Origin of the sequence: Rhodococcus sp. NPDC127527 (genome assembly GCF_042672245.1) — a bacterium.
Classification (GTDB): domain Bacteria; phylum Actinomycetota; class Actinomycetes; order Mycobacteriales; family Mycobacteriaceae; genus Rhodococcus_G.
In genome coordinates, this window is record NZ_JBHXVP010000001.1 from 148,851 (window position 1) to 164,637 (window position 15,787).

Here is a 15,787-nt window from a genome sequence, read left to right on the forward strand (position 1 = left end):
AGACACTGGTGTCCAAATGTGTCAAGAACTGGCGATCGGGCGTGGCCCCGCGCCCTAGGACCGGGGCGTCATCGCCGGTTGCAGCCAACGGGCGAGGAACGCGCGCAGATCTCCGTCGGTGCGGACGGCTTCGTCCTCGAAGAGGATGACCGAGATGCCGAGGCGAAGCGCGATCTCGACGACGTCGTCGAGGCTCGGCTGAAGATTCGGAACACGCTCGCCGAGCGGCGAGAGCAGTTCGCGGGCAATGGGTCTGGCGCGCGCGATCATGCCCGCGTCGAACAGCGGGTTGCCGTGCTCCGCCTCGAGCAGGGTGGTCAGCACCGGATGGTCGCGGACGGCGGCCCGGCCTGCGACGATGAGTTCGGCGACGTACTCGAAGGCCGAGTCGGCGGCGTCCAGCCGGGCGCGGATGTCCCCCAGTACCTGGACGACCAGCCCGGAGACCGCCTGCGAGACGAGTTCCTCACGCGTACCGAAGATCGAGTAGACGGTCTGCCGCGTGACGCCCGCGCCCTGGGCCACCGCCGCGACGGTGACGCCCCCGTAGCCGGCACTCTCGATCAGCTCGAGCGTGGCGTTCAAGATCTTCTTCCGTGACCGCACCCAGCCATTATCGGGCAGGCGCGGTCACGGACCCCGCTACGGGTGATCCGTTTCCGGCGGGCTTCCTAGGCGGGCTCGACGAGGACGCAGCGGGCGCCACTGAAGATCGTCGGCATGCACCGGTTGTTGTGGTCGCACAGCGATCGGGTGCCCCGATCCGCGGCAATCTTGTTGACCAGGTCCGGCTCGCGCAGCAGCGCGCGCGCCATGGCCACGAACTCGAAGCCTTCAGCCATCGCGGTGTCCATGCCCTCCCGGTCCGTGACCCCGCCGAGCAGCACCAGCGGCATGGACACCGCCGCGCGGATCAGGCGGGCCTGCTCGAGCATGAACAGCGGCGTGTACGGGTACTCGCGGATGAACTTCCTGCCGACCAGCTGCACGCCGAGCTTGATCGGCTGCGGCATCGCCTCGGCGAACTCGCGGATCGGCGCGTCGCCCTTGAACAGGTACATCGGGTTGAGCAGCGAACTACCCATGGTCAGCTCGAGCGCGTCGAGGCTGCCGTCGGCCTCGAGCCACTGCGCCACCTGGATCGCCTCGTCGACCCGGAAGCCACCGGGCACCCCGTCGTCCATGTTCAGCTTGGCCAGGATCGCAATCTTGCCACCCACCGCCTCGCGGACGGCGCGGGCCGTCTCGAGCACGATCCGGGCCCGGTTCTCCAGCGAACCGCCGTAGGAGTCCTTGCGGTGGTTGAGTTTCGGGCTCAGGAACGAACTGGCGAAGTAGTTGTGCCCGAAGTGGATCTCGACGGCGTCGAAGCCGCCCTCGACCGCGAGCTTCGCGGCATTGCCGTGCGCGGCGGTGATCCGGGCGATGTCCTCGGCGGTGGCGCTGCGAATCATCTTCATGCTCATCGGGTTGAACGACCGCGACGGAGCGAGGGCGGGCAAGCCGGTGGACTTCTGGTTCGCGACCGGCCCCGCGTGCCCGAGCTGCGCGGAGGCCGCGGCCCCCTCGGCGTGGATCGCGTCGGTCAGCCGGCGCAGCCCGGGAACTACCTCGGGACGCATCCACAGCTGGCCGTACTCGGTGCGACCCTCCGGCGCGACCGCGCAGTAGGCGACGGTGGACATGCCGACCCCACCCGCGGCCGGTCGACGATGGAACTCGATCAACTCGTCGGTCACCAGCGCGTTCGGTGTCCGGCCCTCGAAGGTCGCGGACTTGATGATGCGGTTGCGCAGGGTCAACGGGCCGAGCGAGGCGGGAGCGAGCACATCGGGACTGGTCACGGGTCATCCTCCGATACGGGTTTGGCCGATGGTAGGGCGCCGTGATGCGGCCGGTTCCGGAATCGACCGCTGAGCGGGAGAATTCGACCGGCGACCAGGGGAGTGCGGCGCGACGACGTCAGAAGCCGTCGGGCGCGGGCCCGCCTATCGTCGAGGGATCCTGCTGTCGCGCCCACTTCGGCAGGATGAAGATCCCCTCGGCCTCCACACAGACACCGTCGGCATCGGCGATGTGGCCGACCACGATGGTCTTGACCCCCTCGACGCGGTCGATCCGGGCCTCGGTGTGCAGCGCACCCAGCGGGGTGGGCCGGCGGTACCGCAGGGTGAGGGTGCCGGTCATGCCCGGGGCCCCGCCGGCCTCCGCGGCTGAACCGAGGACCTGGTCGAGGATGAGCGCGGACACCCCGCCGTGGGTCAGCCCTGCGGGGCCCTCGTACTGCGAGCCCAGGTGGAAGTCGCACCACGCCCGACCGTCCGGATCGTGATTGAGCACCAGTGGCGGCGCGATCGGATTGCGCAGTCCGACTGCGGCATTGCCCCAGGCCCGCTTCTGACCGGAGGCACCCCAGCGAACGCCGTACGGCCCCGGGTTGATGCGCTTGCGCAGGATCTGCTTGGCCGCCTCGAGGTTCTCCTGCGCGGCGCGCAGGTCTGCCGGGTCCTCGACCTCGGTCAGCAGCGCGATCTCGATCAGCTCCCGAACGCTGTCGGTGAGGGGTCCGTAGAGGTCCGCCTGCCGCGCGATGTCCTCGTCGGACATCCCGTCCTGGACGTAGAGCGACTGTTGGCGGGCGATCGAATCTGTCACGGTGGCCTCACTCGTACTGGAAGTCATGTGCACTCTACATACGGCCCGAACCGAACCCGCCGCCAACGAACTGAACGGGGGTTCATGGCTCATTCCCGGGCGGGATGTGAGCCATGAACCCCCGTTCAACGTATGCGCGGAGGTGCTACGCCTTCCGGAGCAGGAAGCTCAGGACGGCCGCCTCGAAGGCGTCCTTCTGCTCGATCATGGCCCAGTGCCCGCAGTTCGGGAACACGTGCAGCTCGGCGTTCGGGATGGTCCGCATCGGGATCAGCGCCATGTCCAGCGGGCTGACCCGGTCGTCGCGACCCCAGGTGAGCAGCGTCGGCGCCTGCACCTTGTGCATCATCGCCCACGGCGGCGGTGCGTCGGAGGCCTCCATCGCCTTGACCATCATCGAGAAGGCCGCCTTGCTGTACATCCGGCGCGCGCTGTCGAGGGTGGCCGGATCGGTGGCCTGCGTCCAGCGCTCCTCGATCAGCTCGTCGGTCACCATCGCCGGGTCGTAGACCATCGAGTGCAGCCACTGGATCAGGCGCTCGCGGCTCGGCTCCTCGGTGAACTCCTGCAGCAGCTTGATGCCCTCGCCCGGGCCGGGGCTGAAGATGTTCTTGCCGATGCCGCCGATGGTCACCAGCCGGCGCACCTTGTCGGGACGGGCGATGGCGTAGTTGATGGCGACGCCGCCGCCCATCGAGTTGCCGATGATGTCGACGCTGTCGAGCCCGAGCGCGTCGACGAACTTCGCCACCGCGTCGAGGGCGGTGACCATCGGGTGGCCGCCGAAGTCATCGCTGACGCCGAAGCCGGGGAACTCGAGGACCAGGCAACGGAAGTGCTCGGCGAAGACCCCGAGGTTGCCGCGGAAGTTGCGCCAACCGGTGACACCGGGGCCGGACCCGTGCAGCAGCAGCAGCGGGGGGCCGTCGCCTGCCTCGTGGTAGCGCAGGACGCCCTGCTCGGTGGAGATCTCCCGAAGAGTGCCTTCGTAACTCAGGTCAGATGTCATCGTCTACCTCCGTCTCACGAAGCGGTGCCTCAGCCCGCCGATTTACCCACAACGGTCCCACTACCGCCGCCCGGCTCCCAGATGCCGTTCCGGTCAGTGGGCAAGTCCGCGCCCACCAACGGGTGAAGGGACCCAGCATTCGGTCTGACCGAGCGCTGGGTCCCTTCACCCATGTGTGCGGCGGTGGTGGATCAGTCGGCGGTGACCATCGCCGGCTGGTCCGCGATCTGGCTGGCGGACACCGTCGCCTGCTCGATCTTGCGCGGCAGCAGCAACGCCAGCGCCAGGCCCGCGATCGCGGCAGCGGCGCCGATCAGGAACGCCACCTTGAAGCCGCTGTCGGTGTAGAACACGAAGCCCCCCGTCATCTCGGGCGGGATCGGTGCGATGTACGAGTTGTTCATGACGGTGAACGCGATGACCGGAAGGATGGCGGGGAAGACGCTCTGGAAGACGCCGACGATGCTCGCGGTGGACGCCTGCAGCTGCGGCGGCACCGCCTCGATCAGCAGGTTCGGCACGGCCGCGTAGCCCATGCCCATGCCAAGGCCGACCAGGCCGGCGAACAGGATCAGCGACGGCTTGCTGTCATGCGAGTACGCCGTCAGGGCGCAGCCAAGAGCGGCGGAAAGCATGCCGATGGCCATCAGCGGGCGCGGCTTGGCGAAGCGACGACCGACGAGGATGCCGACGATCAGGCCACCGATCACGGTCATGGCGCCGATCGGTGCCTGGAAGATTGCGAAGCCCTCGGCGTCGACGCCGAATCCGTAGCCGAGGCCCATGATCGCGGGCGTCATGGCGAGCATCGGCAGCAGCAGCGTGTACAGGCCGCTGACGCCGTAGACACAGCCGGCCGCGGCGGCGGTGAGGATGACCGGACGGCGACGCAGCACCTTGAGGTCGATCAGCGGCTCCTTGACGGTTCCGGCCGTGACCAGCCACGCGACGATCAGCGCGATGCCACCGAACAGGTAGGTGAGGGTCGAGCCGGACTTCCAGCCCCAGGTGGGGCCGAAGCTGATCGCGACCAGGATGCCCGCCAGGCCGGCGCCGAGCAGGACCGCGCCGAGCACGTCGAGGCGCGAACGCAACCGGACGGAGGACTCGTCGGTGCTGATCGTGATCATCGCGCCGAGCACGACGAGGCCGATGACGAAGAACCAGAAGATGCTCCGGAAGCCGTGGTTGTCGATCAGCCAGCCGGTGATGAACGGCGCCGGGATGGCGATCAGGCCCATGCCGCTGGTTGCGATGCTGACGGCCAGAGCGACCGTCTTCGCGGGGAACACGTCACGAATCAGCGAGTAGCTCAGGAACAGGCACGGGATCAGCAGGCCCGACAGGGACCGGCCGACGATCATGACCGCATAGCTCGAGGCGACCGCGCAGACGAGGGAGCCGAGCGCAGCGACGGCGATGCACGCCAGTAGCAGCTTGCGCTTGCCGTACATGTCGGCGAGCTTGCCGATCAACGGTGCGGTGACCGCGCCGACGAGCAGGAAGGACGTCAGCAGCCAGGCGCCCTGCGTGGTCTGGTAGTGCGTCGAGATCGCAGGCTGCGCCATCGAGATCATCATGTAGCTGATCGCGAGCATCTCGAGCACGAGCACGATCGAGGCCAGGGAGAAGATCAGGCGCGGCGTCCACCGCTGCGGCGCGTTCGGATCCTGCGGCGGTGAGCCTGCCAATCCGGAGTTTGCTGGAGCGACCATCATCGGGTCCTTTCGGGTGTATCCACGGAACTCGGTGTCGGAGACCGACGAGGTGTTCGAGCCGGGCATGTGGTGGGTGTTCACATTCACCAGTTGCTTGCCGACTGAATGTGTAATCGACATCACAATGCCCAGGAGGCATCTCGCACCATGCGTTGTTCCGCCCAGCGGGAGATCGAAACGATTCACGCCTCGTCTCGACCCGAAATCTCGAGGTTAGAGGGCAAATCGGGCGTGTAGCACTGTCCTGCCACCCCCGCCACGAGACGGTCGTCACCATGCCCGTTCACGCTCCCGACGCGGGGGCCGGGCAGCGTAGGGCACGGGGACCGGCGACCGCCGCCGGGTCTCCCGATGAGCGGAACGAGATCGCCTCGCGCACAACGTGGGCTGGCTACGTTGAGGGCACCATTGTGACGCCCACCACCCGAAGGAGCCCCATGACGGCCGTTCTCGATTTCGACAGCACCAGCAGGACGATGGGGGGCGAGTACGAGCTGCACTACCACGAGGCCGGCAGCGGACCGGTGCTGCTGATGCTCCACGGCTCCGGCCCGGGGGTGAGCGGATGGTCGAATTTCGCGGGCAACTTCCCGGTGTTCGCGGAGCACTTCCGCACGATCGTCCTCGACATGCCGGGTTTCGGTCGCAGCCCGGCCCGGGAGTGGAACGACGTGTACCCGAGGGTGGCGGCCGACGCGATCCGCTACTTCCTCGACGAGCTCGACATCGACAGCGTGGACATCGTCGGGAACTCCATGGGCGGCAACGTCGGTACCGAGTTCGCCCTCGCCCACCCCGAGCGGGTACGCCGGATGGTGCTCATGGGTCCGGGCGGTCTGGCGGTCAACAGTTTCGCGCCGCCGGTGAGCGAGGGATCACGCCGACTGTTCGAGTTCCTGGCGAACCCTACGCGGGAGGGCATGGTCGCGTGGGTGGACACGATGGTCGGCAACCCCGCCGTGGTCACGGACGAACTGATCGATCAGCGGCTGGCGAACGCCCTCGCCCCGGGCGCAATCGCCAACACCTTCAAGATCTTTCAGACGTTCTCCGATCCGCGCTTCGCGGACCGCCCGCAGTTGTGGGCCAGGGCCGCACAGGTGCGGCAGGAGACGCTGCTCGTCTGGCGCCGTGACGATCGGATGCTGCCCTACGAGGGCAGCCTGTTCCCGTTCCGGCAGATGCCGAACGCGGAACTGCACGTGTTCTCGCGGTGCGGGCACTGGGCCCAGATCGAGCGCAAGGCCGACTTCGAGCGGCTGACGCTGGAGTTCCTGGGACGATAGCCGGACGTGGCAGTGACGGCGTTTCCCGGCCCGCCCGGAAACGACAGATGACCCGGTGTCGCGTCCGTATCGACAATCGATGGGACGTGACACCGGGTCACCCCGGTTGCGGTCGGCAGGACTGGACTACACCAGCTGGCCGGGCACCGGGTAGCTGCGCAGCGAGTCGGTCTCGAGCACGCCCTCGAACGCGGCCCGCTCGATGGAGTCCTTCAGGGCGGCACAGGTGGGCACCCACTTGCTGCTCTCGCCCAGCGCCGCCCGGCGCGCGAATTCCGGGCACGCCGACTCCGCGTCGTCGAGCCACTGCACGCTCGTATGGGTGGGGCTGTACTTCTCGACCAGCACGCGGTTTCCGCAGCTGTCGCAGCTCAGTTCCTGCATGAGAGACCCTCCTGCTAGGCCTCGGCCGCGTGCCGAGCGCCGATGTAGCCGAACACCATCGCGGGGCCGATGGTGGCGCCCGCGCCGGCATAGTCATTGCCCATCACCGCAGCCGACGTGTTACCGGTTGCGTAGAGGCCGCTGATGACCACGCCGTCGGCGCGGAGCACCTGTGCCTTCTCGTTGTAGACCAACCCGCCCTTGGTACCCAGGTCACCGGCCCGCACGCGCAGCGCGTAGTAGGGGCCCTTGTCGAGAACGTCGAGCGTGGGCTGGGGGAGCGAGGGGTCACCGTAGTAGTTGTCGTACGCGCTGACGCCCCGGTTGAAGTCCTCGTCCCGGCCCGCCCGCGCAAAACCGTTGTAGCGCTGAACCGTATCGGCGAGCGCGGACACGGGGACGTCGATCTTGGCGGCGAGTTCCTCGATGGTCTCGGCGGTCTGGATCAGGCCGCTGTCGAGCCACGACTTCGGGAACTTCTGACCCGGCATGATGCCGCCGATGGGGTAGCGGTTCTTGGCCTTGTGGTCGAAGACGAACCACGTCGGCTCGTGGCCACCGGCCAGCTGCTGGTGCACGAACGTCACATACGGCGACGCCTCGTTCGTGAACCGCTTGCCGTGCTGGTCGACGATGATCGAGCGCGGGATCGACCGCTCCGAGACCAGCACCTGGTTGATGCCGTCGGGACGGAGGAACGACGGCATCCACCAGGCGTCGTCCATGAGATCGACTGCCGCGCCGAGCTTCTCGCCGGCGATGATGCCGTCGCCGGTGTTCTCTACCGCGGCTGCGCTGAAGTTGTCCTTGCCACCCTCGGGGAGGTAGCGCTTGCGCATGTCGAGGTTGTACTCGAACCCGCCGCTGGCCAGCAGCACGCCCTTGCGCGCCCGGATGCGGAACTCCCGGCCGCCCTTCTCGGCGACCGCGCCGACCACGGCGCCGGACTCGTCGGTGACCAGCGACTGCAGCGGCGTGTTCAGCCACAGCGGGACGCCGGCGTCCTTGAGAGCCAGGCGGAGCCGGGCGATCAGCGCACGACCGAGCGTGTCCATGTTGCGCCGGAGCACGATGGCCTTGACCGCGCGCATGCCGGTGAGCAGCGCGGTCCACTTGGCCTTCCAGGTCCGCGTCACCATGTTGAGCTGGACGAAGTCCTTCGAGGTTATGAACAGTCCGGGCGGCGTGGCCAGGGCGGCCGGACGCAGCAGCGCCTCGTCCTCGCCGAGCTCCTTGAGGTTCACCGGCAGCGGCTCGATGGTGCGGCCCGCAGGTCTGCCACCCGGCTGCTCGGGGTGGTAGTCGGAGTAGCCGGTGCACCACTGAAAGCGCATGTGCTTGCTGGAGTTCTCCAGGAACTCGAGCGTCTTCGGGCCCTCGTCGATGAACGCGTCGAGGTTCTTCGACGGCACGCGGTCGCCGACCACGGCGTCCAGGTAGGTGCGTACGTCGGCGCGCGAGTCACCGAGTCCCTCCCGGACCAGCAGCGGATTGTTGGGCACCCAGACACCGCCACCGGACAGCGCGGTGGTGCCGCCGTACACGGCCGCCTTCTCGATGACCAGGGTGTCCAGACCACGATCCTTCGCGGCGAGGGCGCCGGTCAGGCCGCCGCAGCCGCTGCCGACGACCAGGAAATCGACCTCGTGATCCCAGGACTGTTCGCTAGCTGACATTGAATCTCTCTCTTGCTTGTGACTCAGCTGAAGCTGATGTCTTCCTGCGACCAGACGGCGCGCATGCTGGTGATCCGGGCCTCGTCGTCGAAGGTCATGACGTCGATCGGCTCGACCGTGATCGTCTGCTCACCGGCCTCGGTGATGACGCGGAAGTGGAAGGCGGCGGTGTTGCCGGCGACCCGCAGGCTGAGCAGCTCGGTCTTGTTCTTCACCGCGTCCAGCGCGCTGTAGAACTCCTGGATCGCCGCGCGGCCGACCTTCGGCTCGGTGCCGACCGGATCCTCGAGGGTGGCGTCCTCCGCGTACAGCGCGGCAACGTCTGCCGAGGTCCCGTCGCCGACCGCGGCGAGGTACTTCGTGACCGCGGAGCGGATTTCGTCTGCTGAAGCCATCTGGTTCTCCCGGGGACAGTGATGGGTGGTCTCAGCATGTGACGGTAGCCACAGGGGACTTTCGACGGATCCCCCCTTCCCGCCCAGCGGGAGGCCGTCGACGGCCGTGTCGCACCCACACCCGGTCGGGTACGGTCCCTCCCATATGACTGTCGGCGACATCACACCGGGCACCGTATGGGCGGTGCTGATAGAGGCGGCCCGGAGCCATGCGGATCGGGAAGCCGTCGTGGACGGCCGGGAGCGACTGACCTACGAGCAGCTCGCCGCCGCCGCGTCACGCGCCGGTATGGCGATGGCCGCCAGCGGCGTACGCAGGGGTGACCGAATCGCCCTGTGGGCGCCGAACTCCGCACGGTGGGCCGTCGTCGCCCTCGGCGCCCACTCCATCGGCGCGGTGGTGGTGCCGATCAACACCAGGGCTCGCGGCGCCGAAGCGGCGCGGCAACTCAGCCGGACCCGAAGCCGAATGCTCTTCGTCGACGACGGTTTCCTCGGCACCGGCTACGCAGCAATGCTCCGGGCGGCCGCCGGGGTGTCGGGCCCGGACGGTCCGGTCGTCGGGCTGCCCGAACTCAGGCAGATCGTCGACTTCCACCGCGAACCGGATGTCCACATCACGAGCTGGACGCAATTCCTCGGGTGCGCCGCGAAGCCGCGGCCCGTTGACCTGTCGGCATCGGGTCGCACGGCCCCGCCCGCCCCCGAGGACATCGCCTACGTCATGTCGACGTCCGGGTCGACCGGGCGGCCCAAGGGCGTGGTGCTTCGCCACGGCCAACTGGTTCGCATGTACCGCGCGTTGTCGGAACGACTCGAGATCGGCCCCGGCGACCGGATCCTCGGTGTGACGCCGCTGTCGCACTCGATGGGTCTCAACGCCGGATTGCTGGCCGCGTTGCTCTGCGGCGGCTGCTACGTGGCGGTCGACGTGTTCGACGCGGCCGCGGCGCTGACCCTGATAGGCCAGGAGTCGATCACCGTGTTGTCCGGCCCCCCGACGCTGTTCACCGACCTGATGGACGCGTTGAGCGACGGCACCAACGACGCCTACCGCCCGCCGCGACTCGCGGTGACGGGGTCCACGACCGTCTCCACCGGCCTGCTCGATCGGATCAGCACCGAGCTCGGGGTCCCGTTCATCGTGACGGGGTACGGCCTGACCGAGTCGGCAGGCACGGTGTCGGCACGGCACCCGACGGCCGACACCAGCGCCGCGGCACTCGGGGCGCCGCCGCTCCCCGGCGTGGAGGTGCGGGTGATCGACGCGGCCGGCGCCACCGTCGATCACGGCGTCACCGGCGAGGTGCTGGTGCGGGGGTTCAACGTGATGTCGGGCTACTTCGAGGACGACGCGGCAACCGCGAGTGCGATTGACGCGGACGGCTGGCTGCACACCGGCGACGTCGGAGTGCTCGACGCGGGCGGCAATCTGCGGATCGTCGATCGCCTCGGCGACATGTTCATCGTCGGCGGGTTCAACGTGTACCCCTCCGAGGTGGAGCAGACCCTCAGCCGAGTCCCGGCCGTCGGCGAGGTGGCGGTGATCGCCGTGCCCGACGAGCGGCTCGGCGAACGCGGCATCGCGTACGTGGTGCCGCGAGCCGGCCACTCGGTGTCGGAGACCGAGCTGCTCGCGCACTGCCGCAGCCTGCTCGCCGGCTACAAGGTCCCGGCGGAGGTGGTCCTGCTCAGCGAGATGCCGAGGATCGCGTCCGGGAAGCCCTCACGCCGTGACCTTCGCGAACTCGCTCTGCAGCGTCAGCGCGGCTGACGCTGCAGATGGCCCGCTAGCCCGCGAACCCGCCGAAGCCGCCCTTGAAGAACAGCAGCGGCCGGCCGTCGGGGTCGGCGTGCAGGGCGGTGATCCGGGCCAGCACGATGGTGTGATCGCCTGCGTCGTGCTCGAGTTCGACGGTGGCCTCGATCCGGGCGAGCGAGCCACCGAGTGCGGGGGCACCGTTGCCCGCCGGGCTCCAGTCGATCTGGGCGAACTTGTCGCCACCGCTCACCGCGAAGGTCGAGCACACGTCCTTCTGGTCGTGGGCGAGGATGTTGATGCACAGCTCGCCCGCCTCGCGGAGCAGCGGCCAGCTGGTGGAGGTCTTCGCCGGGCAGAAGGAGATGTACGGCGGTTCCAGCGACACCGACACCACGGACTGGCAGGCGAACCCGAGCGGACGCTCGCCGTCGTGGGCGGCGATCACCGCGACTCCGGTGCAGAAGTGCCCCATCACCTTTCTGAGGGTGGCGGCGTCGGGCGCGGACAGGGTCTCCTGCTCGGCGACGGCGATGTTCTCTGCACTCATGGGTTCCTCCTGACGAAACGGGCGACTACCAGGATCAGCTGCCGGTGCGCGCCACGCTATCCACCGTCCCGGTCAGTGGTAGCTCACCCTGTCTCGGGCACTTGTCCAATTGTTAGGCTTCCGGCGTGGCACCGACCGAATCGGCCTCCGAGTCTGACCTACCAAGCCTGCCCGCAACGAGCTGGGCGGTCCTCGGCATGCTCGCGTTCGAGGAGGAACTCTCCGGCTACGAGCTCAAGAAGTGGGCCGACTGGAGCATCAAGTTCTTCTACTGGAGCCCGTCCTTCAGCCAGGTCTACACGGAACTGAAGAAGCTCGAGAAGCACGGGTTCGTCACCTCCCGGGTCCAGCACGACAACGGCGTCCGCGGCCGGCGACTCTACAAGATCACCGAGTCGGGCACGGCCGCGGTGCGAAAGTGGTCGAACGAGGCCCCGATCGACCCCCCGATGCTCAAACACGGTGTGATGCTGCGCATCTGGCTCGGCCATCTGAACAAGCCGGACCGGCTCAAGGAGATCCTGCGCGAGCACATCGAGTACACGAGGAAGATGGAGCGCCGCGCTGCGGCCGACGCCGCGGGCGCGGACAAGGAACCGGCCTGGGCCTACTCCAAGATCGTGCTGCGCTGGTCCGAGCGCTACTACGCCGCCGAGCGCGAACTGGCGGAACTGCTGATCGCCGACATCGACGAGGCCGCCGCCGTCCTCGCCCAGGTCCAGGACGGGGACGACGCCGGCTTCCCGAAGCCCACCCCCGGCGTCTGGCGTCAGGTCGAGGTGGAAACCGAGGCCGACAACCCCGATCTCGACTGACGCCTATCCGAGCAGATCGCGCAGGTCGGCCCACGCCTGCTTCTGGGCGAGTCCCGCGAGGGTCAGCACGCTCAGTGTCATGAAGCCGTGGATGCCGTCGTCGTAGCGACGATGGGTCACCGGAACACCCGCCGCGGCAAGCGCATCGGCATATGCGTCGCCCTCGGTGCAGAGCGGATCGCAGCCGGCGGTCACCACCACGGCGGGCGGCAGCCCGGCCAGCTCCGCCCGGATCGGTGAGGCGTGCGGGTGGTCGCGGTCGGCGACCGGGACGTACTGGTCCCAGTACCACTGCATGGCCGCACGGGTGTTGTAGTACCCGCTGCCGAACTGTCGGTAGGAGTCCGTCTCGAAGTCCGCGGCGATCACCGGGTACAGCAGCAGCTGGGCGGCGATCGACGGACCGCCGTGGTCCCGGGACATCAGCCCGACGACCGCGGCGAGGTTGCCGCCCGCACTGTCGCCCGCGACCACCAGTCGACTTGGGTCGCCGCCGAGTTCGGCAGCGTGCGCGGACGCCCACTCGACCGCGGCGTACACGTCCTGTGCGGCCGCCGGCCAAGCGGCCTCCGGGGCGAGCCGGTAGTCGACCGACACCACGATCGCACCGACGCCGTTGGCCATCGCCCGGCAGATCCCGTCGTGGGTGTCGAGGTCGCAGAAGACGAACCCGCCGCCGTGCGCGAACACCACGACCGGGGCCGGACCGCCATCGAATTCCGTTGTCGGCCAGTAGATCCGAACCGGAATCTCCGAGGCGAGGCCAGGGATCAGCCGTTCTTCGCTGCGTGCGACCGGCTCGGGATCGGCGGGGGCCCGGTAGCGCGACCGGATAGCGGCGCGGGCCTCCGGCCCGGTCATGTTCTCGATCTTCGGGAAGCCGGCGTCGAGCACCTTGAGCAGTGCCGCCACCTCGGCGTCGCCACTCATGCGTACTGCAGATCCTGCAGCGGGGCGGGCGCGATGGGCCGGGGACGCGCGGGGCCGCCGGTCAGCGGGCGGGGCTGCTGCTGGAGCGTCGGCTGCACCCGGACGGGTCCGCCCTCGACGTTGCGCCAGATACCGAGGGCGGTCATCCGCACCGGTGCGGCGAGCCGGTGATCGAGCTTCATCTGTGCGATCGGCCCACAGATCGACACGGCGGCAACGGCCTCACCGATGTTGCCGATCGGCGCTGCGACACAACCGAATCCGGGCAGCGATTCCTCGCGCTCGAACGCGATGCCGTGGGCACGGACCTTCGCCAGCTCCGTGCGCAGCTGGGCGCCGGTGGAAATGGAGTACTTCGTCTTGCGGCCGAGCAGGTCGGCGTCGAAGCTGGTGAGCTGGTCCTCGCCGCTGAAGCCGAGGATGGCCTTGCCGACCGCCGTACAGTGCGCGGGGTAGCGGCCGCCGACGCGGGTCGGGATGGCCGCGGCCATTCGTCCGCCGATCTTCTCGAGGTACACCACGTCGGGTCCGTCGAGGATGGCCAGGTGCACGACGTGTCCGGTGACCCGGTGCAGTTCGTGCAGGAACGGCAGCGCCGCGCGGTGCAACCGGTCCTGGTGGACCGCGAGCGACCCGAGTTCCACCAGTCGCATGCCCAGCTCGTAGTCGCGGCCCTCGCGACGCAGCCAACGCAGCTGAACGAGGCGCTCGAGCATCCGGTGCGCGGAGGACCGCGGCAGGCCGGTGCGTCGCACGATCTGCGCCAGCGTCAGACGCCCGGGACCGTCGAAGGCATCCAGGACCAGCGAGACGCGGTCGAGTACCGCGGTCGGGGTGTTGGCTTCGAGCTGAGTTGTCATCGATCCTCCGGACGTGAGGGCGGCGCGGCCATCAGGGGGGATCCAGGCGGCCGGGCTCGCAGGCTGTGCGTCGAACCGGCGAGGGCTTCCGATCCGATGTATTCCTATTAGGAATACGCCTAATTGATATCACGCAAAATGTGGTCTGTCACACACGACCGCGGGGTCGGTTTCTCCCGCTCGACGGAACGAGGGGTTCCCGAATCGACGAATCGACTCGAGAACCCCTCGTTGACCTGCGGATACCGACCGCTCAGCGGGATCAGCCCTTGGCGGCGCTCCGTCCCGCTCTCCGCCCGAAAAAACTTCCGTCGCCGAGCGACGCACCGCTCGCGTAGCCGCCCGCGGACACGCCGGCGGTGCAGCGGCCGGCGCCGAACAGGCCGGGAATCGGCTCGCCGGAGACGTGCAGCACCTCCGAGTCGACACTGGTGCGCAGCCCGCCGAGGGTGAACCCGCCGGTGAACCCGCGCAGGTCGATCGCCGCGACCGGCGACCCGATCGGTTTGACCCACTCCGGCTTCTTGCCGAGCACCGGATCCTGGCCGCCCGCGGCGTGCCGGTTGTAGACCTCGACGGTCGACTGCAGGGTGCCGGCGGGTAGGCCCATCTCCGCCTCGAGTTCCTCGACCGTCTCGCACACCCAGCTCGGCTGATGCCGCAGGAACGGCGTGGCGGTGGGGGTGGTCAACGCCTCCTCGTACGCGGCCTCGTCGATCACCAGGAACGCCTGGTTCTGGTTCTCGATCAGGGTCGCCTGCCCGACCCGTCCGGGATAGGTGTCCTCGTTGATGAAGCGCTGCCCTCGGCCGTTGACCAGGATTCCGCGGACGAACAGCTGGGGATCGCAGAAGAACGCGACCTCGGTGGCGTCCATGTGCGCCAGGTCGGCGCCGAGCGCCTGCGCCATCTGGATCGCGCGCCCGTCGTGCTCCTCGATCGACGCGGCGGGCCGGCCGACCAGCCGCGGCGCGTATGCCTCGACCATCCGGTCGTTGTAGGCGAAGCTGCCGGTCGCGAGCACCACGCCGCGGTGGGCCCGGATCGTGACCTCCTTCCCGTACTGCGTCGCCACCACGCCCACGGCTCGGCCGGACTCGTCGGTGACCAGCGTCTGAGCGCGGGTGTCGTAGAGCGAGCGCACACCGAGGGCCGCCGCGGTGTCGGTGAGTGGCTTCATCAGCATGTAGCCGCCGCCCCGCTCGCCGCCGGACTGCTTGTCGGCCATCTGCGGCACGTGACCGCGCGGCGCGGGCGGGATGGTCGCGGCGAACGGGGCCGCGTTCTCGCCGCCGGTGTACTGCAGGCCGTCGTCGCCCGGCGGCTCCCAGCCGGGCTCGCCCCAGAAGCTCGCCTTGAACGGCACGCCGCACTCGACCAGCCAGCCGTAGTGGTCGACGCTGCCCTGGCAGTACGCGTCGATCTTCTCGGCGTCCACGCCGGGGCCGAGCGCCGCGGTCATGAAGGCCTTCATGCTCTCGACGGAATCCTCGAAGCCACAAGCCTTCTGGAGCGGGGTGCCGCCGCCGAGGTAGATGAAGCCGCCCGCCATCGCGGCCGCGCCACCCCAACCTCCGGTGCGTTCGAGCACCAGTACGTCGGCGCCCTCCTGGGCCGCGGCCACGGCGGCGGACGCGCCGGCGACGCCGTATCCGGCCACCACCACGTCGGCCTCGTGGTCCCACTGCGTGATCTCGACGGCCGGCCGCGGCCGGACCGTCTTGGTGTTGCTGGTCATCGGGTTCCCTTC

15 protein-coding genes are annotated in these 15,787 nt (G+C 68.8%); 3 read left to right on the forward strand and 12 right to left on the reverse strand.

Annotated elements, in window-relative coordinates:
• Positions 1-54 precede the first annotated feature (54 nt).
• The 5 genes from ACFVH2_RS00685 to ACFVH2_RS00705 all read right to left on the reverse strand — a co-directional run bounded on the left by ACFVH2_RS00685 (position 55) and on the right by ACFVH2_RS00705 (position 5,379).
• Positions 55-606: a TetR/AcrR family transcriptional regulator gene (locus tag ACFVH2_RS00685; RefSeq protein WP_378420561.1), complete on the reverse strand. Its 552-nt coding sequence runs from the start codon at positions 604-606 to the stop codon at positions 55-57.
• 65 nt (positions 607-671) lie between these two features.
• Positions 672-1,844: an NADH:flavin oxidoreductase gene (locus ACFVH2_RS00690; RefSeq protein ID WP_378420562.1), complete on the reverse strand. Its 1,173-nt coding sequence runs from the start codon at positions 1,842-1,844 to the stop codon at positions 672-674.
• A gap of 118 nt (positions 1,845-1,962) precedes the next feature.
• Positions 1,963-2,682, reverse strand: coding sequence for a PaaI family thioesterase (locus ACFVH2_RS00695; RefSeq protein ID WP_378420564.1), 720 nt, complete (start codon positions 2,680-2,682; stop codon positions 1,963-1,965).
• A gap of 118 nt (positions 2,683-2,800) precedes the next feature.
• Complete coding sequence (locus ACFVH2_RS00700) at positions 2,801-3,664, reverse strand: alpha/beta fold hydrolase (RefSeq protein ID WP_378420566.1); 864 nt, start codon at positions 3,662-3,664, stop codon at positions 2,801-2,803.
• A gap of 191 nt (positions 3,665-3,855) precedes the next feature.
• Entirely contained in the window at positions 3,856-5,379 is a 1,524-nt protein-coding gene (locus tag ACFVH2_RS00705) for an MFS transporter (RefSeq protein WP_378421359.1), read from the reverse strand.
• Between the two features lie 440 nt (positions 5,380-5,819).
• On the opposite strand from ACFVH2_RS00705, the gene ACFVH2_RS00710 reads away from it, so the two are divergent.
• Positions 5,820-6,668 carry an alpha/beta fold hydrolase gene (locus tag ACFVH2_RS00710; RefSeq protein WP_378420568.1) on the forward strand — a complete coding sequence of 283 codons (849 nt, stop codon included), beginning with the start codon at positions 5,820-5,822 and terminating at the stop codon, positions 6,666-6,668.
• A gap of 126 nt (positions 6,669-6,794) precedes the next feature.
• Here ACFVH2_RS00710 and ACFVH2_RS00715 read toward each other — a convergent pair whose 3' ends face one another.
• The 3 genes from ACFVH2_RS00715 to ACFVH2_RS00725 are packed head-to-tail and all read right to left on the reverse strand — an operon-like array spanning position 6,795 to position 9,123.
• Positions 6,795-7,052, reverse strand: a complete 258-nt coding sequence (locus ACFVH2_RS00715; RefSeq protein WP_378420570.1) for a hypothetical protein — start codon at positions 7,050-7,052, stop codon at positions 6,795-6,797.
• 14 nt (positions 7,053-7,066) lie between these two features.
• On the reverse strand, positions 7,067-8,728 hold the full coding sequence (locus tag ACFVH2_RS00720) for an FAD-binding protein (RefSeq protein WP_378420571.1): 1,662 nt from the start codon (positions 8,726-8,728) through the stop codon (positions 7,067-7,069).
• A gap of 23 nt (positions 8,729-8,751) precedes the next feature.
• The gene (locus ACFVH2_RS00725; RefSeq protein WP_378420574.1) at positions 8,752-9,123 is read right to left on the reverse strand and encodes a nuclear transport factor 2 family protein; all 372 of its coding nucleotides are present in this window, start codon (positions 9,121-9,123) and stop codon (positions 8,752-8,754) included.
• Between the two features lie 145 nt (positions 9,124-9,268).
• Here ACFVH2_RS00725 and ACFVH2_RS00730 point away from each other — a divergent pair, with 145 nt between their 5' ends.
• Positions 9,269-10,897: an AMP-binding protein gene (locus ACFVH2_RS00730; RefSeq protein WP_378420576.1), complete on the forward strand. Its 1,629-nt coding sequence runs from the start codon at positions 9,269-9,271 to the stop codon at positions 10,895-10,897.
• A 16-nt stretch (positions 10,898-10,913) separates the two neighbouring features.
• Here ACFVH2_RS00730 and ACFVH2_RS00735 read toward each other — a convergent pair whose 3' ends face one another.
• Entirely contained in the window at positions 10,914-11,432 is a 519-nt protein-coding gene (locus ACFVH2_RS00735) for a flavin reductase family protein (protein WP_378420577.1), read from the reverse strand.
• 197 nt (positions 11,433-11,629) lie between these two features.
• Between ACFVH2_RS00735 and ACFVH2_RS00740 the strand changes: the two genes are divergently transcribed.
• Entirely contained in the window at positions 11,630-12,247 is a 618-nt protein-coding gene (locus ACFVH2_RS00740) for a PadR family transcriptional regulator (RefSeq protein WP_378421361.1), read from the forward strand.
• 3 nt (positions 12,248-12,250) lie between these two features.
• On the opposite strand, the gene ACFVH2_RS00745 is transcribed toward ACFVH2_RS00740, so the two are convergent.
• From ACFVH2_RS00745 to ACFVH2_RS00755, 3 genes are all read right to left on the reverse strand, one after another.
• Entirely contained in the window at positions 12,251-13,177 is a 927-nt protein-coding gene (locus tag ACFVH2_RS00745; RefSeq protein ID WP_378420579.1) for an alpha/beta hydrolase, read from the reverse strand.
• Complete coding sequence (locus ACFVH2_RS00750) at positions 13,174-14,037, reverse strand: IclR family transcriptional regulator (RefSeq protein WP_378420580.1); 864 nt, start codon at positions 14,035-14,037, stop codon at positions 13,174-13,176. Before ACFVH2_RS00750 ends, ACFVH2_RS00745 begins: the two co-directional genes overlap by 4 nt.
• 262 nt (positions 14,038-14,299) lie before the next feature.
• Complete coding sequence (locus ACFVH2_RS00755; protein WP_378420582.1) at positions 14,300-15,775, reverse strand: FAD-dependent oxidoreductase; 1,476 nt, start codon at positions 15,773-15,775, stop codon at positions 14,300-14,302.
• Positions 15,776-15,787: the final 12 nt, after the last annotated feature.